The sequence below is a fragment of the Kribbella sp. NPDC104740 genome, assembly GCF_055583505.1.
Genome location: NZ_JBVJNV010000002.1, coordinates 1,173,522 through 1,193,960, shown reverse-complemented (window position 1 = coordinate 1,193,960; position 20,439 = coordinate 1,173,522). Strand labels below are relative to the sequence as shown.

The following is a 20,439-nucleotide window of genomic DNA, read 5'->3' as shown; positions in this document are numbered from 1 at the left end:
GGGGCGTGCTGCTGCCTGAGTCCTCGGTGCCGGGGGCGGATCTGCCTGTTCGGGCCGTGCTGCCTTCTGCTGTTGATGCGGTGCGGTCGCAGGGGACGGCCGTGCTGGTCGCGCCGCCTGGGTCGGGGAAGACGTCGCTGCTGCCGCTGGCGTTGGCTGACGCGCTCGGGGGCACGGTGATCGTTGCTGAGCCGCGACGGATGGCTACGCGGGCTGCCGCTGCTCGGCTGGCGTCGCTGGTGGGGGAGCCGCTCGGGCAGCGGGTCGGGTATGCGATGCGTGGGGAGCGCAGCGGGGGCGACGGGCTGCGGGTCGAGGTGGTGACGACCGGGTTGCTGGTACGGCGGTTGCAGCGGGATCCGGAGTTGCCAGGGGTGTCGGCGATCGTGATCGACGAGTGTCATGAGCGGCACCTGGATGCGGATCTGTTGCTGGCGTTCTGCGTCGACGTACGGGCGAATCTGCGGCCGGATCTGGCGATCGTCGCGACGTCGGCGACGGCGGACACCGTGCGGTTGAGCCGGGCGTTGGGGGATGCGCCTGTGGTGACTGCGTCCGCTGCGTTGTTCGAGGTGGGGGTGGAGTGGGCGCCGCCGCCGGTGCCTGTGCCGTTGCTGCCGGGTGGGCGGGTGGATCCGCGGTTGCTGGATCACGTGGCGGCCGTCGTACGGCGGGCTCTGGGGGAGAACGACGGGGATGTGCTGGTGTTCGTGCCGGGGGAGGCGGAGATCAACGGGGTGGCGCGGCGGCTGGCGGGGGAGAACGTGCTGCCGTTGTACGGGCGGCAGTCGCGGGCCGAGCAGGAGCGGGCGCTGACGGCGTCGGCTGAGCGACGGATCGTGGTGACGACGTCGGTGGCGGAGAGCTCGCTGACGGTGCCTGGGGTGCGGGTGGTGGTGGACTCCGGGCTGGCTCGGGAACCGCGGACGGATCAGTCGCGCGGGTTGGGGTCGTTGGTGACCTGTCGGGTGTCGAAGTCGTCGGCCGATCAGCGGGCCGGTCGGGCTGGGCGGGAGGGGCCTGGCAGGGTCTATCGGTGCTGGTCTGCTGTGGAGCACTCGCACCTTGATGCGCATCCGGCGCCGGAGATCGCGATTGCTGATCTGGCGGGGTTCGCGCTGGATCTGGCGGCGTGGGGTGCGCCGGGTGGGGCTGGGTTGGCGTTGCTGGACGCACCGCCGGGGGTGGCGATGGCTGCGGCTTTGGAGTTGCTGGGACGGCTTGATGCTGTGGATGAGGGCGGGCGGATCACCGAGCGCGGGCGGCGGATGGCGGCGGTGGGGGCGCATCCGCGGTTGGCGCGGGCGTTACTGGATGGGGCGGCGCGGGTTGGGGCTGATCGGGCGCGCGAGGTGGTCGCGATGCTCTCGGATGAGTCCGGGCGGGACTTCGGTGACGATCTGCCGGCGCGGTGGAGGGCGCTGCGGCGGGGAGATGACCGGGGAGCCAGCGCGCGGTGGAGAGAAGAGACGAAGCGGCTGGGCCGAGGGGACTCGTCCGGGGCGCGCGGGGCGCGGGACGGGTCGGCAGGCGGGCGTGGGTTGCCGGACGGGTCGGCGGGTGGGCGCCGGTTGCCGGACGATCTTGCGGTCGGAGTCGTCGTCGGGCTGGCGTATCCGGATCGGATCGCTCGGGCGCGCGGGGTGGACTCGGCGACGTACCAGATGTCCGGTGGGACGGGTGCCGCGCTGGACGAGCACTCCTCGTTGCGGACCACGCCGTGGCTGGCTGTTGCGGTGGCCGATCGAGCGCCTGGGCGGGCGGATGCTCGGATCCGGTCGGCGGCGCCGATCGACGAGCAGACCGCTCGTGAGGTCGCGGGGGATTTGCTGTCGACCACTGACCAGATCCGGTGGGACGACGGGCGGGTGGTGACGCGGCGGGTCGAGGCGCTGGGGGCGATCGTGCTCAACGACGTTCCGTTGGCCAAGCCTGATCCGGTGCTTGTGCAGGCGGCCGTGCGGGACGGGATTCGGCGGAGCGGGTTGTCCGTACTGCGTTGGTCCGAGGCCGCGGTCGCGCTGCGGGAGCGGCTGGCGTTCTGTCATGCGCACCTCGGATCGCCTTGGCCTGCGGTGGATGACGACGCGCTGCTGGCTGGGCTCGATGAGTGGCTGGGGTCTGAGCTCGCCTCGGTGCGGGCTGCGCGGGATCTCGCGCGGATCGACGTCGCGTCGGCGCTGCGGCGGCTGCTGCCGTGGCCGGCGGCGACACGGTTTGGTGAGCTGGCGCCGGAGCGGCTGCAGGTTCCGTCGGGTTCCAGCGTTCGGCTCGCGTACGACGGGGCTGAGCCGCCGGTGCTTGCGGTGAAGTTGCAGGAGGTGTTCGGGTGGACCGCTACGCCGACTGTGGCGGACGGGCGCGTGCCGGTGGTGCTGCACTTGCTGTCGCCGGCGCAGCGGCCGGTGGCGATCACCAGTGATCTCAGCTCGTTCTGGAAGCAGGGGTACCCGCAGGTGCGGGCTGACCTGAGGGCTCGCTATCCGCGGCACCCCTGGCCGGAGGACCCGCTCACTGCAGCGCCCACCAAGCGGGTCAAGCCCCGCCAGTGAGCGGCCCGGCCGAGGCGGGGCCCGCGGCCTGGTCTCGGCATGTGACCTCGCGCTCTCCGGCGGCTTCCACCGCCGCCGCTCGACTACGCTGGCTGAGTGATTGTGGATCAGCGGACCGACCGTGAGCTGCGCGGCCTGGCACGGGTTCTGGTGCGGTCCGGCTATGCCGACCGGGCCGCCGTGACGGCTGCGTTGACCGAGGCCGTGCAGGAGGACGCGCCGGCCGCGGACGCCGCCGTACTGGTGCCGGAGCTCATCGCCGAGGCGTTGAGCGAGCTGGAGGCCGACGCAGCGAGCTGGCCCGAAGAGACAGCACCCGACCGGCTGGACGCCGTACTGGACGAGTTGGAGGCGCTGGGCATCGTGGTGGTGCGCTACACCTCCGACCACCACGCCGCCCGACATGCGCTGGAAGCGGCGACGTCGCCGAAGGGACTGGTGTTCTTCACCGACACCGACGTCTGGCACGCGGTCGACTTCGGCATGCTGGAGCTGAAGGTCTGGCACCCGGACACCGCGAACGTCGCGCCGGGGGAGCCGTTGCTGGACGACGTACTGGCGTTGCTGCACGAGCGGGACCTGCCGGCGACCTTCGACGAGGGACGGATCGAGGTGACGGTCGAGTGGCAGCGCCGGGTGGACCTGTGATCGGCGTCTTCGCGCTGCAGGGCAACGTGCGCGAGCACCTGGCCATGCTCGGCCAGGTCGGCGTCGAGGCCGTCCCGGTCCGCCGTCCGTCCGAGCTGGCCGCGGTCGACGGGCTGGTGCTGCCGGGTGGCGAGTCGACGACGATGGAGAAGCTGGCCCGGTCGTTCGAGCTGTTCGAACCGCTGCAGAAGCGGATCCGGGACGGGATGCCGGTGTTCGGGACCTGCGCCGGGATGATCCTGCTGGCCGACGAGATCAGCGGCGGCGTCGCCGGGCAGGAGACGCTCGGCGGGCTCGACGTGACCGTCCGCCGGAACGCGTTCGGCCGTCAGGTGGACTCGTTCGAGGCCGATCTGGAGTTCGGCGCGTTCAGTACGCCGTACCACGCCGTGTTCATCCGGGCACCGTGGGTCGAGCGGGTCGGTCGCGACGTGGAGGTACTGTCGACGGTGAGGTCTGGACCTGCCACCGGTAGGATCGTGGCGGTTCGCCACGATCGGCTGCTGGCCACGTCGTTCCACCCTGAGATGACGGGTGACGCCCGGCTGCACGGCTACTTCGCCGATCTGGTGCGCGACCTCTAGATCAGTTGCAGGCGGTAGAAGGGTTGGGTTCGCGATGTCAGGCCACTCCAAATGGGCCACCACCAAGCACAAGAAAGCGGTCATCGACTCGAGGCGCGCCAAGCTCTTCGCGAAGCTGATCAAGAACATCGAGGTGGCCGCCCGGACCGGCGGCGGTGACCTGTCCGGCAACCCGACCCTGTACGACGCGGTGCAGAAGGCCAAGAAGTCGTCGGTCCCGAACGACAACATCGACCGCGCGGTCAAGCGTGGTTCCGGGGCCGAAGCCGGTGGCGCGGAGTACCAGTCGATCACCTACGAGGGCTACGGGCCGAACGGTGTCGCGATGCTGGTCGAGTGCCTGACCGACAACCGCAACCGCGCCGCGGCCGACGTCCGGACCGCGATGACCCGCAACGGCGGCTCGCTGGCCGACCCGGGCAGCGTCGCGTACCTGTTCAACCGCAAGGGCGTCATCGTGGTGAACAAGGAGCAGGACGGCAAGACCTACTCCGAGGACGACGTGATGGAGGCGGTCCTGGAGGCCGGCGCCGACGAGGTGAACGACCTCGGCGAGGCCTTCGAGGTGATCAGCGAGGCGACCGACCTGGTCAAGGTCCGGACCGCGCTGCAGGACGCCGGGATCGACTACGAGTCGGCCGACGCGTCGTTCGTCCCGTCGATGACGGTCGAGCTGGACGCCGACGGCGCGAACAAGATCTTCCGGCTGATCGACGCGCTGGAAGACAGCGACGACGTGCAGAACGTGTACGCCAACTTCGACGTCTCCGACGACGTCATGGCCGAGGTTGGCTGACAGTTAGTTAACTCGCGGGTAACCTGAGGTCATGACGACTCAGGTACTCGCGCTGTGGGACAAGTTGCGGACCGTCCCGGGCGGTCCGCGGCTGTTCTCGTTCGTGTTCAGCCGCCGGGCGCCGTACTTCGGGTCGATCCGCCCGCGGTTCGTCCAGGTCAGCCCGAACTTCGCCGCCCTCGTGCTGCCCAAGCGCCGCGCGGTGCAGAACCACATCGGCACCGTGCACGCGATCGCCGTCTGCAACGGGCTCGAGGCCGCGATGGGGGCGCTCGCCGAGGCGACCGTCCCGGCCGGCAAACGCTGGCTGCCCAAGGGCATGGACGTCGCCTACCTGGCCAAGTCGACCTCGGACCTGACCTGCACCGCCGAGACCGACCCGGCCGCGTGGACGGCTGGTCCCGACGTACCGGTCCGGGTGAAGGCGACCCGCGACGACGGCACGGTCGTTGTCGAAGGCACCATCAAGCTCTGGGTCACCGACCGCAAGTAGGCGGTATTGCTGTCGCCCGGTTCAGACCGGCGACGTAGGGTCTGGGCGTGACCGATGCGCTGCGACTTGTCGACATCACCGAGGACCATCTGGACGCCGTACTGCGGGTGCGGGCGCGCTCGTTCGGGCCGCTGCCCGCGTCGTCGCGGGAGCAGTGGACCAAGGACGCGGTCGAGTTCCTCACCGACGGCCGGTACGTCGGCGTCGCCGACGGCGACGAGGTGGTCGCGGCCGCGCGGATCTGGGACTTCCAGCAGTGGTGGGGCGGTCGCCAGGTGCCGATGGCCGGGATCGCCGGCGTCGTGGTGTCGCCGGAGTACCGCGGGCGCGGGGTCGGCAGCATGTTGATGCGGGGCGTGCTGCAGCGGTCGATCGACCGCGGGTTCCCGCTGACCGCGCTGTACCCGGCGACGACCGTGATCTACCGCAAGCTCGGGTACGAGTTCGGCGGCGGGCGGTACCGGTTCTCCTTCCAGGCGGCGGATCTGCGGTCGCTGGGCGGGCGCGGGGTGTCGATCCGGCGGGCCGGGCCGGCCGACGCCGGGCGCTTCCTGGAGCTCGTTGCCGAGGCGCACGAGGGTGCGCGCGCGAGCGGCGTACTGGGGTGGCCGGAGGCGAAGGTCGCGGAGTGGCTGGCCGACGACGAGGACATCTTCGCGTACCTCGCCGACGACGGCTTCGTGGTCTACAACTGGGACGGCAACAACCTGCGGGTCGACGAGCTGATCGCGCACTCGGAGGAGACCGCGCGGGCGCTGTGGGCGACTGTTGGATCTGGGTCGTCGACGGCTCGGACTGTGCACGCGTACGTCTCGCCGAACGATCCGGTGCACCTGCTGGCGCAGCTGGAGGCCGACAAGGAGATGCACGTGCAGCACTGGATGCTGCGGCTGCTGGACGCACCTGCTGCTGTTGCTGCGCGGGGGTTTGCTCCTGGGGTTGCGGTGGAGGCTGAGCTGCAGCTGGATGACGCCGAAGTGCCGGGGCATGCGGGGCGGTGGCAGCTGTCGGTTGCTGACGGCGCTGGCAAGCTGACGCCGTCGTCGGGGACAGGTGACGTGCTGCGGCTCGGGGCTCGTGGACTGGCCGGCTTGTACGCCGGTACGCCGTTGGCTTCGCTGCGGGCTTCGGGGTTGGCTTCGGGTGGGTCGGTGCGCGACGACGGCGTGCTGGACACGGCGTTCGGAGGCCCGGCGGCGTACATGCTCGACTTCTTCTGATCGCGTTGTCCACAAGCGCTCGGCGCGTCGATTTCCTGCTCGCTCGGCCTGCCGCATAGTGTTTGTCGAACAAACGTTCGGAGGTGTTCATGCGGGTGCTCGGCGTCGACCCGGGGCTGACCCGGTGCGGTCTCGGCGTGGTCGAGGGCGCGCCCGGACGGCCCCCGAAGCTGGTCGCCGTCGGCGTGGTCCGAACGCCTGCTGACCTGGACGTCGCGCGGCGGCTGGTCCAGATCGAGGCCGGTATCGAGCAGTGGATCGAGGAGCACCAACCGGACGCCGTCGCCGTCGAGCGGGTCTTCGCGCAGCACAACGTCCGTACCGTGATGGGCACCGCGCAGGCGTCGGGCATCGCGATGGTCGTCGCCGCCCGGCGAGGTCTGCCGGTCGCGCTGCACACACCGAGCGAGGTCAAGGCCGCGGTCACCGGCTCCGGCCGGGCGGATAAGGACCAGGTCACCACGATGGTGACGCGGATCCTGCAGCTGCCCGAGCGCCCGACACCTGCGGATGCCGCGGACGCGTTGGCGCTGGCCATCTGCCACGTGTGGCGCGGGGGAGTGACGAGCAAACTGCAAGCCGCCGCACAGTCTCAGCTGGAATTGCGGGCACAAGCACAATCCAAAGCACAACTGGCGAAGGTTCAAGCGGCGCTGGTGCAGGCGACCGCGGCCCGGGAAGCACAGCTCCGGGCAGTACGAGGAGGTAAGCGATGATCGCGTTCGTGCGCGGGCCGGTGGCGGCGATCGGGCTGGACAGCGCCGTGATCGAGGTCGGCGGGGTCGGCCTGCAGGTCTACTGCCACCCGGGGACGCTCGCCGGGCTGCGGCCCGGGCAGGAGACCCAGGTCTTCACCTCGATGGTCGTCCGCGAGGACTCGCTCACGCTGTACGGGTTCGCCGACGACGACGAGAAGTCGCTGTTCGAGCTGCTGCAGACCGCCTCCGGTGTCGGCCCGAAGCTCGCGCAGGCGGCGCTCGCCGTACTGAGCCCTGACCAGCTGCGCCAAGCCGTCGCCTCCGAGGACCTGGCGATGCTGGTGAAGGTCCCCGGGATCGGCAAGAAGGGCGCCCAGCGGATCGTCCTGGAGTTGAAGGACAAGATCGGCGCCCCCTCCAAGACCGTCGCCGGCCGCCCACTGCAGACGGCCGAAGCCTGGAAGGACCAGGTGCAGGCCGGTCTCGTCGGCCTCGGCTGGTCGGCCCGCGACGCCGAGGACGCGGTCATCGCCGTCTCACCGCTGGCCGATCAGGGCGAACCTTCCGTCCCCGACCTGCTGCGCGCCGCGCTCCGCGTGCTCTCGAAGGCGTAACGGATGGAAGAGAACGTCAGGCCCCTCGTCTCCGCCGACGCGGTCGACCTCGAGGAACGCAAGATCGAGTCCGCGCTGCGCCCGCGCACGCTGGCCGAGTTCGGCGGCCAGCGCCGGGTCAGCGAGCAGCTCGAGCTCGTCCTGCACGCGGCCCGCGGCCGCAACCGCGCGCCCGACCACGTGCTGCTGTCCGGCCCGCCCGGGCTGGGCAAGACCACCCTGGCGATGATCATCGCGTCGGAGCTGTCGGCGCCGCTGCGGATCACCAGCGGGCCGGCGATCCAGCACGCCGGCGACCTGGCCGCGATCCTGTCCGGGCTGAGCGAGGGCGAGGTGCTGTTCCTCGACGAGATCCACCGGATGTCGCGCCCGGCCGAAGAGCTGCTGTACATGGCGATGGAGGACTTCCGCGTCGACGTGATCGTCGGCAAGGGGCCGGGGGCAACGGCGATCCCGCTGGAGATCCCGCCGTTCACGCTGGTCGGCGCGACCACGCGGGCCGGTCTGCTGCCGGGTCCGCTGCGCGACCGGTTCGGGTTCACCGGGCACCTGGAGTTCTACGAGGCGACCGAGCTGGAGAAGATCGTCAACCGGTCCGCCGCGCTGCTCGACGTCGACATCACCCCCGAGGGCGCCCGCGAGATCGCGTCCCGCTCGCGCGGCACACCCCGGATCGCGAACCGGCTGCTCCGCCGCGTCCGCGACTACGCCGAGGTCCGGGCCGACGGCATCATCACGATCGCGCTGTCCAAGGCCGCCCTCGACCTGTACGAGGTCGACCGGATGGGCCTGGACCGCCTCGACCGCAGCGTCCTCGACGCACTGTGCCGCCGCTTCGGCGGGGGACCGGTCGGCCTGTCCACGCTCGCGGTCGCGGTCGGCGAGGAACGCGAAACGGTCGAGGAGGTCGCCGAACCGTTCCTGGTCCGCTCCGGCTACCTCGCCCGGACGCCGCGCGGCCGCGTCGCCACACCAGCCGCCTGGCGTCACCTCGGCCTCTCCGTTCCCAAGAACGCCACCTTCGCCGACACGTTGTTCGACGCCGAGGACGAGTAGGGAACTGAGGAGCACGCCGTACGCGTTGAAGCAGTACACCGTGCACCCAGTGCGGTGGACCGGGTACAGCAAGCGCACCGGACCGGCGTACGGTGCGCGAGTAACGCAAACGTGACCCGGTGTCATGCGGCACTTGTTGCCGCTCAGGGTTAGACTCCCCGGTGGCCTGACCTCGGCCATCCCGTGACGACCTGCGCGCGCAGAGCGTGCCGGGCCCCCGCAATCGACGAAGGATTCTGAGTCCCGATGCAACTGCTCGCCGTACCGATGGCCTCTTCCGGAGGTGGCGGGGGTTTCACGCTCCTGCTCCCGCTGATCCTGATCGTCGGCATGATCTGGTTCATGAGCCGCACGCAGCGTAAGCAGCGGCAGAAGCAGGCCGACACCGTCGCCGCGCTGACCCCCGGTACCAAGGTGGTCACCACCAGCGGCATGGTCGGCGTGGTCGAGGAGGTCGACGACGAGTACGTCACCCTCGAGGTCTCCGACGGCATCCTGGTCCAGTTCGTGAAGGCCGCGGTCGGCCGGGTGCTGCCCGACGACGAGCCGGCCGACGAGGCGGTCGAGGCCCCGGCGGCCGACCCGGTGGAGGACCGGGTCACCGACGAGGTGGCCGAGCGTGACACCGTCGACGTACCGGAGACGGGCGACACCAAGGCGCAGGACAAGAAGCTGCCGCCGACGCACACCGAGAACTGAACTTCCCCGTCCTATCGGCGTGCGGCGCGCCCCGGCGTCACCCTGACACCCCGGCGCGCCCAGAAGCGCAAAGGTTGAATCCAACGTGGCATCAACGACGACATCCCGCCCAGGGCGGCTCCTGATCGTTCTGGGAGTCATCCTGGTCCTGCTGTTCGGGATCATGGGGCTGACCAAGCACTGGGAGCCCAAGCTCGGCCTGGACCTGCGCGGTGGCACCACCATCACGCTGACCGCGAAGTCCCTGGCAGGAGGCGGTACCGTCACCGCCGAGCAGCTGTCCGAGGCGAAGAACATCATTTCGCAGCGGGTCAACGGCGCGGGCGTCGGCGAAGCCGAGATCACCACCGCCGGCGGCAGCCACATCAACGTGGCTGTCCCCGGCGCCAACCAGGACAGCCTGATCAAGCAGGTCGGCCAGACCGCCCTGCTGTACTTCCGGATCGTGTACGACGCCCAGCAGGCGGTCCCGCCGCCGGTCCCGTCGGCCACCCCGACCGGCAAGCCGACCACGACGCCGAAGCCGAGCACCACGCCGAGCGCGTCGACCACGCTGAAGCCGACCGGCAGCCCGTCGCCGAACGGCCGCGCCTGGAGCAGCGTGCTCGGGAAGGCGGCGACGCCGACCCCGACGCCGACCGCGAACCCGAGCACGCCGCCGGTGACGCCGCCCCCGGCCACCCCGCCGGCCAACCCGGGCGACCCGCTGAGCTGGCAGCCCGACGCGGCCACCACCGCGGCCTTCGCCACCTTCAAGTGCCCGGACGCCAAGACGGCCAAGCCCGAGGACAACCCGGACAAGCCGCTGATGTCCTGCGACAAGGCCGGTACCAGCAAGTACCTGCTCGGCCCGGCGATCCTCAAGGGCACCGACCTGACCGACGCCAGCGCGGGCATCCCGCAGGGCGGCTTCCAGTGGCAGGTCAACCTGAACTTCAACGGTGAGGGCGGCGACAAGTTCCTCAAGGCCACCACCAAGCTCGCCGCGCAGGCGGCGAGCGGTCAGAACCTGTTCGCGATCGTGCTGGACGGCGAGACCATCTCGACCCCGAGCGTCGACGGCCCGATCCCGGGTGGCCAGGCGATGATCAGCGGCAGCTTCACCGAGACCGAGGCCCGCGACCTGGCCAACGTGCTCAAGTACGGCGCACTGCCGGTGTCCTTCGACGTCTCCTCGGTCGAGACGATCTCGCCGCAGCTCGGCGGCGACCAGCTCTCGGCCGGCATCACCGCGGGCATCATCGGCCTGGCGCTGGTGATCATCTTCTCCTTCCTGTACTACCGGGGCCTCGGCCTGGTCGTGGTCGCCTCGCTGGCCGCCGCGGCCGCGCTGACCTACGCGTCGGTCGTGCTGCTCGGCCAGGCGATCGGGTTCACCCTGACGCTGGCCGGGATCGCCGGTCTGATCGTCGCGATCGGTATCACCGCGGACTCGTTCGTCATCTACTTCGAGCGGCTCCGCGACGAGGTCCGTGAGGGCCGCAGTCTGCGCTCCTCGGTGGAGACCGGCTGGGCCCGCGCCAAGCACACGATCATCGCGGCCGACTCGATCTCGCTGCTGGCCGCGGTCGTGCTGTACATCCTCGCGGTCGGCGGCGTGAAGGGCTTCGCGTTCACGCTCGGCCTGACCACACTGATCGACCTGCTGGTGGTCTTCATCTTCACCAAGCCGCTGGTCACGCTGCTGGCCCGGACCGACTTCTTCGGCCACGGCCACAAGCTGTCCGGTCTCGACCCCGAGCACCTCGGGGTGGAGCGGTTGCCCGGCCAGATGAAACCGTCCGCCCGTCCGGCCAAGTCGACGCGTAAGCCCGTGGGAGGGGAGGTCTGATGTCGAAGCTCGGAAACATCGGTGCGAAGCTGCACCGCGGTGAGGTCTCCTACGACTTCATCGGCAAGCGCAAGGTCTGGTTCGCCGTCTCGCTGATCCTGGTCGCGGTCTCCGTGATCGGCCTGGCCGTCCGCGGCCTGGCGCTCGGCATCGAGTTCAAGGGCGGCACCGAGTACCAGACGTCGGTGCAGGTCACCGACTCCACGATCGACGACTTCACCAACGCGGTGAAGGCGACCAACGCGCAGGACCTCGGCGACCCGGTCGTCACCACGGTCGGCAGCGACAAGGTCCGGATCCAGACCCGGCCGCTCAGCCAGGACGACATCACCAAGGTCCGGATCGCGATCGCCGACCAGGCCGGCGTCGCGGAGAACCAGGTCAGTACGTCGCAGATCGGCGCCTCCTGGGGTGACCAGATCGCGAACAAGGCCGTCCTGGCGCTGATCGTCTTCCTGGTCCTGGTCTTCCTGGTGATCTGGATCTACTTCCGCGAACCCAAGGCCTCGATGGCCGCCATCATCGCGCTGGTGCACGACGTGCTGATCACGGTCGGCGTCTACGCGCTGGTCGGCTTCGACGTCACGCCGGCCACCGTGATCGGCGTCCTGACGATCCTGGGTTACTCGCTGTACGACACCGTGGTGGTCTTCGACAAGGTCCGCGAGAACACCCGCGGCATCACCGGCTCGAACCGCTTCACCTACAGCGACGCGGCCAACCTGGCCGTGAACCAGACCGTCGTCCGCTCGATCAACACCACGCTGATCGCGCTGATGCCGGTCGGTTCGATCCTTGTCGTCGGCACGGTGGTGCTCGGGACCGGTCCGCTGAAGGACCTGTCGCTGGCGCTGTTCGTCGGTATCGCCGTCGGTGCGTACTCCTCGGTCTTCATCGCCCCGGCGCTGCTGGCCACCTTCAAGGAGCGCGAGCCGGGCATGCAGGCGCTGCGTCGCCGGGTGCTCGCCAAGCGCGCCCAGCAGAGCGGTACGGCGGCACCCGCCGCCGCGGGCGCCGAGCCGGCGGGTGCGCTCGTCGGTGGCGGTACGGCGACCGCCGTACGGCCGCAGGACCGTGCTCCCAAGGCCGGTACGCCGGTGGCGTCCAGCCGCCCGGTGAAGTCGACCGGCGCGGCCGGCCGGCCGCAGCCGAGCCGTAAGCCGCGCTCCAAGCGCGGCAAGTGACGAAGGGTCGTTGATGCGTTCGCTGGAGCAGGTCCTCACCGAGGGCATCCGCGACATCCCGGACTACCCGCAGCCGGGGGTGGTGTTCAAGGACATCACCCCCCTGCTGGCCGACCACACCGGGTTCACCCAGGTGGTCGAGGCGCTGGCCGCGTTCGGCAAGGACGACGACGGCGAGGTCGTGGTCGACAAGGTGGTCGGGATCGAGGCCCGTGGCTTCATCCTGGCCGCCCCGGTCGCGCTGGCGCTCGGCGCCGGCTTCGTGCCGGTCCGCAAGCAGGGCAAGCTGCCGTCGGCGACGTTCGCCGAGTCGTACGAGCTGGAGTACGGCGAGGCGACCATCGAGGTGCACCAGGACGCGTTCGCGCCCGGTGACCGGGTGCTGGTGATCGACGACGTGCTCGCCACCGGCGGCACGGTCGAGGCCTGCCTGCGGCTGGTCCGGCGCTGCGGGGCCGAGATCGTCGGTACCGGCGTACTGATCGAGCTGTCGTTCCTGCCCGGCCGGAAGCGGCTTTCCGGCGAGCGCGTGGACGCTCTCGTCACTGTCTGAAGCCGGTCCGTACGCCGGTCCGGCGTGTTGTCCACAGGCCGTGTCCACCTCGTTGGCCGTGACCCCCTAGACTGGTGGTCTGTCGGCGGAGGGACACAACGTGGGCGAAGACCCGGCGATGACGTCAGCGGTACCGGATGTGGTGCCGCACGAGCCCCCGCGCGCGCCCGCACCGGTGCGCCCGGTCAGCTCGGCGCCGCCGCCTGCCGCCCAACCACCGCGGATCGCGCCCGCCCGGGTGCGCGCCCGGCTGGCCCGCCTCGGCGGGACCCGGCACCCGAACCGGGCGCCGATGCTGGAGCCGCTGTTCCGGGTCGTCCGGGCCACGCACCCCAAGGCCGACCTGGGGATGATCGAGCGGGCCTACCGGACCGCCGAGAAGCACCACACCGGCCAGTTGCGCAAGAGCGGTGACGCCTACATCACGCACCCGCTGGCCGTCGCGACCATCCTGGCCGAGCTGGGGATGACCGCGCCGACGCTGTGCGCCGCGCTGCTGCACGACACCGTCGAGGACACCGACTACACGATCGACGAGCTGACCAAGGACTTCAGCGAAGAGATCGCGATGCTGGTCGACGGCGTCACCAAGCTGGACAAGGTCAAGTACGGCGAGTCCGCGCAGGCCGAGACGATCCGCAAGATGGTCGTCGCGATGGCCAAGGACATCCGGGTGCTGGTGATCAAGCTCGCAGACCGGCTGCACAACATGCGCACGCTGGGCTTCCTGCGCCAGGAGAAGCAGGAGCGGATCGCCCGCGAGACGCTGGAGATCTACGCCCCGCTGGCGCACCGGCTGGGTATGAACACGATCAAGTGGGAGCTCGAGGACCTGTCGTTCTCGACCCTGCACCCGAAGGTGTACGACGAGATCGTCCGGCTGGTCGCCGAGCGCGCGCCGTCGCGCGACGAGTACCTGGCCTCGGTGATCGACCAGGTGCACGAGGACCTGCGCGCCGCCAAGGTGAAGGCCACCGTCACCGGCCGGCCCAAGCACTACTACTCGATCTACCAGAAGATGATCGTCCGCGGCCGCGAGTTCGGCGACATCTACGACCTGGTCGGCATCCGGGTCCTGGTCGAGTCGGTCCGGGACTGCTACGCCGCCCTCGGTGTGCTGCACGCGCGGTGGAACCCGGTCCCCGGCCGGTTCAAGGACTACATCGCGATGCCGAAGTTCAACATGTACCAGTCGCTGCACACCACCGTGATCGGCCCGCAGGGCAAGCCGGTGGAGCTGCAGATCCGGTCCTTCTCGATGCACCGGCGCGCGGAGTACGGCATCGCCGCGCACTGGAAGTACAAGGAGGACCCGAACGCCCCGGTCCCGGAGGTCGGCGCGGGCGCCGCCCCGACCACCGACGTCAGCACCCCGAACGAGATGCCCTGGGTGCGGCAGCTGGTCGACTGGCAGCGGGAGACCTCCGACCCGTCGGAGTTCCTCGACTCGCTGCGCTTCGAGATCAACAACTCCGAGGTCTACGTGTTCACGCCGCGCGGCGACGTGATGTCGCTGCCGACCGGGTCGTCCCCGGTCGACTTCGCGTACGCGGTGCACACCGAGGTCGGGCACCGCTGCATCGGCGCCCGGGTGAACGGCCGCCTCGTCCCGCTGGAGAGCACGCTCGAGAACGGCGACGTCGTCGAGGTCTTCACCTCCAAGGCGCAGGGCGCCGGCCCGTCGCGTGACTGGCTCGGCTTCGTCAAGAGCCCGCGCGCCCGGAACAAGATCAAGCACTGGTTCTCCAAGGAGCGCCGCGACGAGGCGATCGAGCACGGCAAGGACGCGATCGCCAAGCAGCTCCGCAAGGAGGGCCTGCCGCTGCAGCGCCTGCTGTCGCACGAGACGCTGACCGCGGTCGCCAACTCGCTGCGGTACCCCGACGTCACCGGCCTGTACGCCGCGGTGGGGGAGAGCCACGTCAGCGCCCAGGCCGTCGTCCGGCGGTTGATCGAGACGTACGGCGGGGAAGAGGGCGCGGCCGAGGACCTGGCCGAGGGCCTGCGTCTCCCGCAGACCCGCGAGCGCCGCAAGCGGACCGCCCGCGGCGACGCCGGTGTCATCGTCAAGGGCGCCACGGACGTGCTGTCCAAGCTCGCCCGCTGCTGCACGCCGGTCCCCGGTGACGAGATCATCGGCTGGGTCACCCGCGGCGCCGGCGTCTCGGTGCACCGCGCCGACTGCGCCAACGTCGAGAACCTGCAGACCCAGCCCGAACGCATCGTCGAGGTCGAGTGGGCCCCGACGGCGCAGTCGGTCTTCCTGGTCGCCATCCAGGTCGAGGCGCTGGACCGGGCGCGGTTGCTGTCGGACATCACCCGGGTCCTGTCGGACTACCACGTGAACATCCTGTCCGCGGCGCTGACCACGACGCGGGACCGGATCGCCAAGTCCCGCTTCACCTTCGAGATGGGCGATCCGACCCACCTCGGGCACGTGCTGAAGGCGGTGCGGTCGGTCGAGGGCGTCTTCGACGTCTACCGCGTCACCCAGTAGTTCCTTTCCCGAGTCCGTCCGTCGGCTCGCGGCCCGGTCCGGGCCGCAGCCGTCGTACGGAATGCCCGTCGGCTTCGGTCGGCATGGGGGTCGCGTTCACCTGAGCGGAGAAATGTCGCCGAGGGCCGTCGCGCACGCAGCGATCGACGGCGGACGCGACGAGGAAAGGCACAGGCGTGACCTCAGGAGAGCAAGCAGGCGACCTCGACGAACCGACGACCGACCCGGCCGGGATCCGGCGGCGCTCGGTGATGCTGGGCGGCGCGGCAGCCGTCGGCGCGGTCGGGCTGGGCAGCCTGGCCAACACCGCGGCCGCGCAGGCCGCCACCGACGGCCGGCCGCACGGCATCACGAAGACCATCCGGGACCTCAAGCACGTGGTGATCCTGATGCTGGAGAACCGGTCGTTCGACCACTACTTCGGCATGATCCCCGGCGCCCGCGGCTTCGAGGACCGGCAGATGCTGCAGTACCCGGACGGCACCAACGTCTTCCAGCAGCCGGACCCGACCCGGCCGGATGGCTACGTGCTGCCGTTCCGGATGGACTCGGCCCGGATGAACGCGCTCGGCGGCTGGGACCTCCCGCACGGCTGGCCGGACGGCCAGCGGGCCTGGAACAAGGGCGCGAACAACGGGTGGGTGCAGGCGAAGTCCCCGCGGACGATGGGGTACTTCACCGAGGCCGAGATCCCGTGGGCCTACGCGGCCGCGCAGGCGTGGACGGTCTGCGACCACTACCACTGCTCGATCTTCAGCGCGACGTACCCGAACCGGTACTACCTGATGTCGGGCACCATCGACCCGAGCGGCGGCAACGCCCCCGGGCGCGGGTTCCAGTCGGCGTACAACAACAACGGCACCGGTTCGCCGTACACGTGGCCGAGCTTCGTCGAGCAGCTCGAGACCGCGGGCGCGTCCTGGAACGTGTACATCAGCCGGTCGCCGGGGACGAACTACGGGCTGAACATCCTGAACAAGTTCAAGGGCGTGCGGGACTGGTTCGCCTCCGGCGCGGACGTGCCGTTCGGCGCCACGACCGAGCCCGCGAAGACCGCCGCCGAGCGGGGCGGCTACCACTTCGATGCCAACGGCAAGCAGATCTTCCCGGAGCCGACGCCGCCGAACACCGACGACTTCGGCCCGGCGTACCTGAACGCCTACCTGCAGGACTTCATCACCGACTGCCGGCAGGACACGCTGCCGCTGGTGTCGTACTTGATCCCGCCGGATGCCTATCAGGAGCACCCGAGCGGCGGTGAGCGCGGCGGCTCGTACGTGAGCCGCGTCATCGAGGCGCTGGCGTCGAACCCGGACGTCTGGAACTCGACGCTGCTGATCGTCAACTTCGACGAGGCCGACGGCCTGTACGACCACGTGCTGCCGCCGGTCCCCGAGGCGGGCACCACGGACGAGTTCCTGCCGGCCTCCGGAGCCAACCCGGCCGGGCACATCGGCCCGGGCCCGCGCGTCCCGGCGCTGCTGATCTCGCCGTGGACCCGCGGCGGGCACTCGTACTCCGGCGTCATGGACCACACCTCGACGCAGCAGTTCATCGAGGACTGGCTGCAGCAGACCCAGGGGCTGAAGGTCCGCAACCCCAACATCACCCAGTGGCGCCGGAGCCTGCTGAACAACCTCGCCGGCGCGCTCGACTTCGCCAACCCCGACTTCTCGGTCCCGGCGCTGCCGAACCCGGCCCCGGAGCGCGACCGCTTCCACATGGACGCGACGCTGCCGCCGATGGCGCCGCCGGCGCTCGAGCAGTCGATGCCGGTCCCGGCGACGTCGCAGGGTGGGGTGACGCCGAAGCCGGCGCCGTACCAGCAGCACGCCTTCGTCACGGTCCACCGTGGCGCCGGCAAGGTGGTCGCCACGCTCTCGAACGACGGCGGGCGGACGTCGACCGGTGTTTCGATGTCGGTCTACCCCGACGAGCACTTCCCGTTCGAGGCCACGCCGTACACGGTGCTGCCCGGCCGGCAGCGCACGCACGAGTGGGACACGACGGCCACCGACGGCCGCTACGCGTTCTCGATCTACGGGCCCGACCGGTTCGTCCGGACCTTCGCGGGCACGGTGGTCGCGACCTCCGAGCGCGGCATCCCGGTGGTCGACGCGCACCTGGAGACCAAGGGACGGAACCCGGTCCTCGGTCTGGTCCTGCGGAACGAAGGCAAGCAGGAGCTGGTGTTCACGCTGACCCGCAACGACTACGACGGCCAGACCCGCGCGGTCGCCGTACCGGCCAACAAGTCGCTGCGGATCGACTGGCCGACGGACCGCTACGGCTTCTACGACGTGATCATCACCGACGACAGCGAAACCGGCTTCAAGCACCGGTACGCCGGGCGCATCGCCGGGCACCGCTGAGGAAACCGAGACGATGGACAGCCTGGTCGGTGCCGCGCTGCAGTCGGGCGTGCTGGCCGCGATGACGACCGGACTGGCGACGACGGCTGACACCGTCACGCCGTCGTTCGAGACCCTGCCGAGCGGGGAGCCGATCACTTCCGGCTCGGCGGGGTCCCTCGTCACCTACTCGATCCGGGACACGCTGATCGCGACGTGGGAGTTCCGCGTGCACCCGCGCGACCCGCGGGTGGTGCTCGGCATGCTCACCCCCGAGGTCTACGAGGAGCGCTACAACGGCTACCGCAACCTGGTGGCGATCCACCGCCAGGTGCTCGACAACCTGACCGGCACGGCGTGCACGCTACGGTCGAGCTTCACCGGCACCGGGGCCGTCGAGTGGGTGCCGTACTACGACTGGGCGCCGGACCTGACCAACCTGCACGCGACGAACGTCGAGCACGCCGTCGAACGCGTGCACCAGGCCGCCCGGCTGCAAACCGTCTGGGACGCCACGGATCTGCCCAGACGGGTACTCGACGTTGGTGACGCCGGAAGCTGGCGGGACCTGATCACCAGCACCACTCCGGAATCCCTCTACACCGGCCTGAACACGATCAACGAGCACCTCGGCCGTACGGTCTTCTCGACGCTCACGAGCTGGCACGGTGAGCGGGTGATTCTCTAGCCGTTGCGTCGCAGGACGTCGAGTTCGCCGCCTGGCGCGTCGACATCGAAGCCGTGCTCCACCAGCCAACGGATCGCCGTGAGACTGCGCAGCGCCCACCAGCCACGGATCACGTCCCGGTCGACATCGCCGTACCCCGCGAGGAAGTCGTCGAGCCGCTCGGGGTGAACGAGCGTGACGCTGGCGACGTCGTACATCCCGTCGCCCTGCCCCGCCTCGGACCAGTCGAGTACGCCGGTCACCCGATCCCCGTCGACGAACACGTGCGCGACATGCAGGTCACCGTGCATGAACACCGGCTCCCACGGCCGCAACGCGGCCTCGGCGATCGCGCGGTTCCGCTCGATCAGCTCCGCCGGCAGCACACCGTTCGCCAGCAACCACCCGCACTCCTCGTCGAGACTCACCGCCTTCCCATCGATACTCCGCCCCCGCCACCCCGGCAACGGCGCCTCATGCAACCGCCGTACCGCCGCCCCCGCCGCCCGCCAGGCCTCCACCGAGGCCGTCGAAGGCGACCCCAACCGCCCAAGCGGCACCCCCGCCACCCGCCCCAACGCCAACACAGGCGCCCGCCGCCACAACACCTCCGCCGTCGGCACCGGCGCCAACTCCATCGCCGCCACCTCGACATCGGTCCGCGCCTGATCCCCGTCGACCTTCAAAAACACGTCCCCGACCCGCAACGTCGCACACTCGTGATGCGCCAGCACAACCTCGACGTCGTCCATCCGCGCAGTCTCGCCAACCCGGCCCTATCCCCACAAGGCGTTTCCTACCCAGGTGTTGCCTCCGCACCGGCGCACCCGATCTGCGTCCACACCTGCACCTCAGCGCACGCGGACTCATGACCGCACATCACACCCGTCGCGCGGTATCAGCACCTCATCCGCCGGTGCAGATCGGAGCCCGGCGGATGAGCCCGCGTTCGTGCCGGTGACGTCGCCTTCGCCTGCGGAGACGTCGAGGTGATTCGTCCGCGCCTGTTCGCGGGCGGGTTCGTCGTACGGGAGCTCTTGAGCGGCGGATGGTTACCAGCGCCGCGGAAGCCGAGGCTGCTGGCTGAGGTAGCTGCCTACGGCTAGCTCCAACGCGGGATACCTGCCCCAGAGGTCAGGCCGGCGGACGGAGATGATGTGCCAGCCGAGGGCGGCCAGTTCGTTGCGGCGGCGCTCGTCGCGGGCTTCCTCGCGGGGGTGGGAGTGCCATTTGTCGCTGTCGTACTCGAGGCCGAGGCGGCGGCCGTCTTCCAACGGCTCTGGGTAGGTGAGGTCGATGCGGTACTCGCGTTGGGGGCCTCGGACGCGGGTTTGGAGGTTGAGGCGGCCGAAGCCGGCGTCGAGGAGGCGGAGGCGGAGCCAGGACTCGCCCGGGGACTCGGCTCGGCGGTCGGCGTAGTACAGGATCTGGCGGGCCTGGATGATGCCCGGGCGGCCCTCGTACGCCGAGGAGGCGGCGCGGACGGCCCAGCGGTCGGCTTTGCCTGCTCGGAGCATCGCGTCGACGGCGGACAGGGCGAACGGGCGGGGGAGTTGCATGGCCAGCTCGACGGCTGTGGAGACCGGGCTGGTGACGCGGACCCCGGCGACCTCGACGGTGTCGTCGGAGTCGCGGGTCCACTGGAGGTTGACCTGCTCGGACGGGCCGAGGGCGGTGGTCTCGATGCCGTGGATCCAGGCGGCGGTGCGGCCGCAGGCGATCGCGTCGGGTGGGATGAGGAGCGCCGCGGAGGACGCCCGGAGCTCGGGGGAGTCGGGGACGCGCACGTCGACGTACACGCCTTTGAGGACCGGGCGGATCTCGCCCGCGCTCAGCAGCCACCGGAGCTTCTTGCCGACCTGGTGTGCGGTGAACGGAATGCCGCAGAAGTAGAGCGGGGCGTCGTACGGGAGCATCTCGGCAGGATGACCGAAAGGTCGGTGCCGGTGCTTTCAGTTGTCCACAGGCAGCACCGGCGCCCGACCACCGAAGCAGT

Annotated in this window: 18 protein-coding genes; 16 read left to right on the top strand and 2 right to left on the bottom strand. The window is 70.3% G+C overall.

Annotated elements, in window-relative coordinates; translation table 11 throughout:
- Positions 1-5: 5 nt before the first annotated feature.
- From hrpB to ACZ6Z4_RS14965, 16 genes are all read left to right on the top strand, one after another.
- Entirely contained in the window at positions 6-2,552 is a 2,547-nt protein-coding gene (hrpB, locus tag ACZ6Z4_RS15040) for an ATP-dependent helicase HrpB (RefSeq protein ID WP_465563081.1), read from the top strand.
- Positions 2,553-2,648: 96 nt separating this feature from the next.
- Complete coding sequence (locus ACZ6Z4_RS15035) at positions 2,649-3,200, top strand: DUF6891 domain-containing protein (RefSeq protein ID WP_465563078.1); 552 nt, start codon at positions 2,649-2,651, stop codon at positions 3,198-3,200.
- Positions 3,197-3,784 (top strand): pyridoxal 5'-phosphate synthase glutaminase subunit PdxT, encoded by a 588-nt coding sequence (gene pdxT, locus ACZ6Z4_RS15030; RefSeq protein ID WP_465563075.1) that lies wholly within the window; start codon positions 3,197-3,199, stop codon positions 3,782-3,784. The genes ACZ6Z4_RS15035 and pdxT overlap by 4 nt, the downstream gene beginning before the upstream one ends.
- Positions 3,785-3,818: 34 nt before the next feature.
- Positions 3,819-4,580, top strand: a complete 762-nt coding sequence (locus ACZ6Z4_RS15025; protein ID WP_363668533.1) for a YebC/PmpR family DNA-binding transcriptional regulator — start codon at positions 3,819-3,821, stop codon at positions 4,578-4,580.
- Between the two features lie 31 nt (positions 4,581-4,611).
- Positions 4,612-5,073 (top strand): hotdog fold domain-containing protein, encoded by a 462-nt coding sequence (locus ACZ6Z4_RS15020; RefSeq protein ID WP_465563070.1) that lies wholly within the window; start codon positions 4,612-4,614, stop codon positions 5,071-5,073.
- A 47-nt stretch (positions 5,074-5,120) separates the two neighbouring features.
- Positions 5,121-6,293, top strand: coding sequence for a GNAT family N-acetyltransferase (locus ACZ6Z4_RS15015; protein WP_465563067.1), 1,173 nt, complete (start codon positions 5,121-5,123; stop codon positions 6,291-6,293).
- 89 nt (positions 6,294-6,382) lie between these two features.
- Positions 6,383-7,009, top strand: a complete 627-nt coding sequence (gene ruvC, locus ACZ6Z4_RS15010; protein WP_465563781.1) for a crossover junction endodeoxyribonuclease RuvC — start codon at positions 6,383-6,385, stop codon at positions 7,007-7,009.
- Entirely contained in the window at positions 7,006-7,605 is a 600-nt protein-coding gene (gene ruvA / locus ACZ6Z4_RS15005) for a Holliday junction branch migration protein RuvA (RefSeq protein WP_465563061.1), read from the top strand. The genes ruvC and ruvA overlap by 4 nt, the downstream gene beginning before the upstream one ends.
- 3 nt (positions 7,606-7,608) lie before the next feature.
- Complete coding sequence (ruvB, locus tag ACZ6Z4_RS15000; RefSeq protein ID WP_465563058.1) at positions 7,609-8,661, top strand: Holliday junction branch migration DNA helicase RuvB; 1,053 nt, start codon at positions 7,609-7,611, stop codon at positions 8,659-8,661.
- Between the two features lie 246 nt (positions 8,662-8,907).
- Entirely contained in the window at positions 8,908-9,360 is a 453-nt protein-coding gene (gene yajC / locus ACZ6Z4_RS14995; protein WP_465563054.1) for a preprotein translocase subunit YajC, read from the top strand.
- Between the two features lie 124 nt (positions 9,361-9,484).
- The gene (gene secD / locus ACZ6Z4_RS14990) at positions 9,485-11,191 is read left to right on the top strand and encodes a protein translocase subunit SecD (protein WP_465563778.1); all 1,707 of its coding nucleotides are present in this window, start codon (positions 9,485-9,487) and stop codon (positions 11,189-11,191) included.
- Positions 11,191-12,375: a protein translocase subunit SecF gene (gene secF, locus ACZ6Z4_RS14985; RefSeq protein ID WP_465563051.1), complete on the top strand. Its 1,185-nt coding sequence runs from the start codon at positions 11,191-11,193 to the stop codon at positions 12,373-12,375. Before secD ends, secF begins: the two co-directional genes overlap by 1 nt.
- 13 nt (positions 12,376-12,388) lie before the next feature.
- Positions 12,389-12,928, top strand: coding sequence for an adenine phosphoribosyltransferase (locus ACZ6Z4_RS14980; protein ID WP_363668549.1), 540 nt, complete (start codon positions 12,389-12,391; stop codon positions 12,926-12,928).
- Positions 12,929-13,046: 118 nt separating this feature from the next.
- Complete coding sequence (locus tag ACZ6Z4_RS14975; protein WP_465563047.1) at positions 13,047-15,425, top strand: RelA/SpoT family protein; 2,379 nt, start codon at positions 13,047-13,049, stop codon at positions 15,423-15,425.
- A gap of 176 nt (positions 15,426-15,601) precedes the next feature.
- Positions 15,602-17,797 (top strand): alkaline phosphatase family protein, encoded by a 2,196-nt coding sequence (locus ACZ6Z4_RS14970; RefSeq protein ID WP_465563044.1) that lies wholly within the window; start codon positions 15,602-15,604, stop codon positions 17,795-17,797.
- Between the two features lie 13 nt (positions 17,798-17,810).
- On the top strand, positions 17,811-18,464 hold the full coding sequence (locus tag ACZ6Z4_RS14965; protein ID WP_465563041.1) for a hypothetical protein: 654 nt from the start codon (positions 17,811-17,813) through the stop codon (positions 18,462-18,464).
- Here ACZ6Z4_RS14965 and ACZ6Z4_RS14960 read toward each other — a convergent pair.
- A complete protein-coding gene (locus ACZ6Z4_RS14960) occupies positions 18,461-19,195 on the bottom strand; it encodes a phosphotransferase family protein (protein ID WP_465563038.1) in 735 nt (244 codons plus the stop codon). The two genes, ACZ6Z4_RS14965 and ACZ6Z4_RS14960, sit on opposite strands and share 4 nt — an antisense overlap.
- Positions 19,196-19,495: 300 nt before the next feature.
- A complete protein-coding gene (locus ACZ6Z4_RS14955) occupies positions 19,496-20,359 on the bottom strand; it encodes a hypothetical protein (protein ID WP_465563034.1) in 864 nt (287 codons plus the stop codon).
- Positions 20,360-20,439 lie beyond the last annotated feature (80 nt).

Bases quoted from the DNA above. Each gene is read 5' to 3' on its own strand.
- ruvA (WP_465563061.1), top strand. From the start codon at position 7,006: ATGATCGCGTTCGTGCGCGGGCCGGTGGCGGCGATCGGGCTGGACAGC.
- ACZ6Z4_RS14980 (WP_363668549.1), top strand. From the start codon at position 12,389: ATGCGTTCGCTGGAGCAGGTCCTCACCGAGGGCATCCGCGACATCCCG.
- ACZ6Z4_RS14960 (WP_465563038.1), bottom strand. From the start codon at position 19,195: ATGGACGACGTCGAGGTTGTGCTGGCGCATCACGAGTGTGCGACGTTG.
- ruvC (WP_465563781.1), top strand. From the start codon at position 6,383: ATGCGGGTGCTCGGCGTCGACCCGGGGCTGACCCGGTGCGGTCTCGGC.
- ACZ6Z4_RS14965 (WP_465563041.1), top strand. From the start codon at position 17,811: ATGGACAGCCTGGTCGGTGCCGCGCTGCAGTCGGGCGTGCTGGCCGCG.
- secF (WP_465563051.1), top strand. From the start codon at position 11,191: ATGTCGAAGCTCGGAAACATCGGTGCGAAGCTGCACCGCGGTGAGGTC.
- ACZ6Z4_RS14975 (WP_465563047.1), top strand. From the start codon at position 13,047: ATGACGTCAGCGGTACCGGATGTGGTGCCGCACGAGCCCCCGCGCGCG.
- yajC (WP_465563054.1), top strand. From the start codon at position 8,908: ATGCAACTGCTCGCCGTACCGATGGCCTCTTCCGGAGGTGGCGGGGGT.
- ACZ6Z4_RS15025 (WP_363668533.1), top strand. From the start codon at position 3,819: ATGTCAGGCCACTCCAAATGGGCCACCACCAAGCACAAGAAAGCGGTC.
- ACZ6Z4_RS15020 (WP_465563070.1), top strand. From the start codon at position 4,612: ATGACGACTCAGGTACTCGCGCTGTGGGACAAGTTGCGGACCGTCCCG.
- ruvB (WP_465563058.1), top strand. From the start codon at position 7,609: ATGGAAGAGAACGTCAGGCCCCTCGTCTCCGCCGACGCGGTCGACCTC.
- ACZ6Z4_RS14955 (WP_465563034.1), bottom strand. From the start codon at position 20,359: ATGCTCCCGTACGACGCCCCGCTCTACTTCTGCGGCATTCCGTTCACC.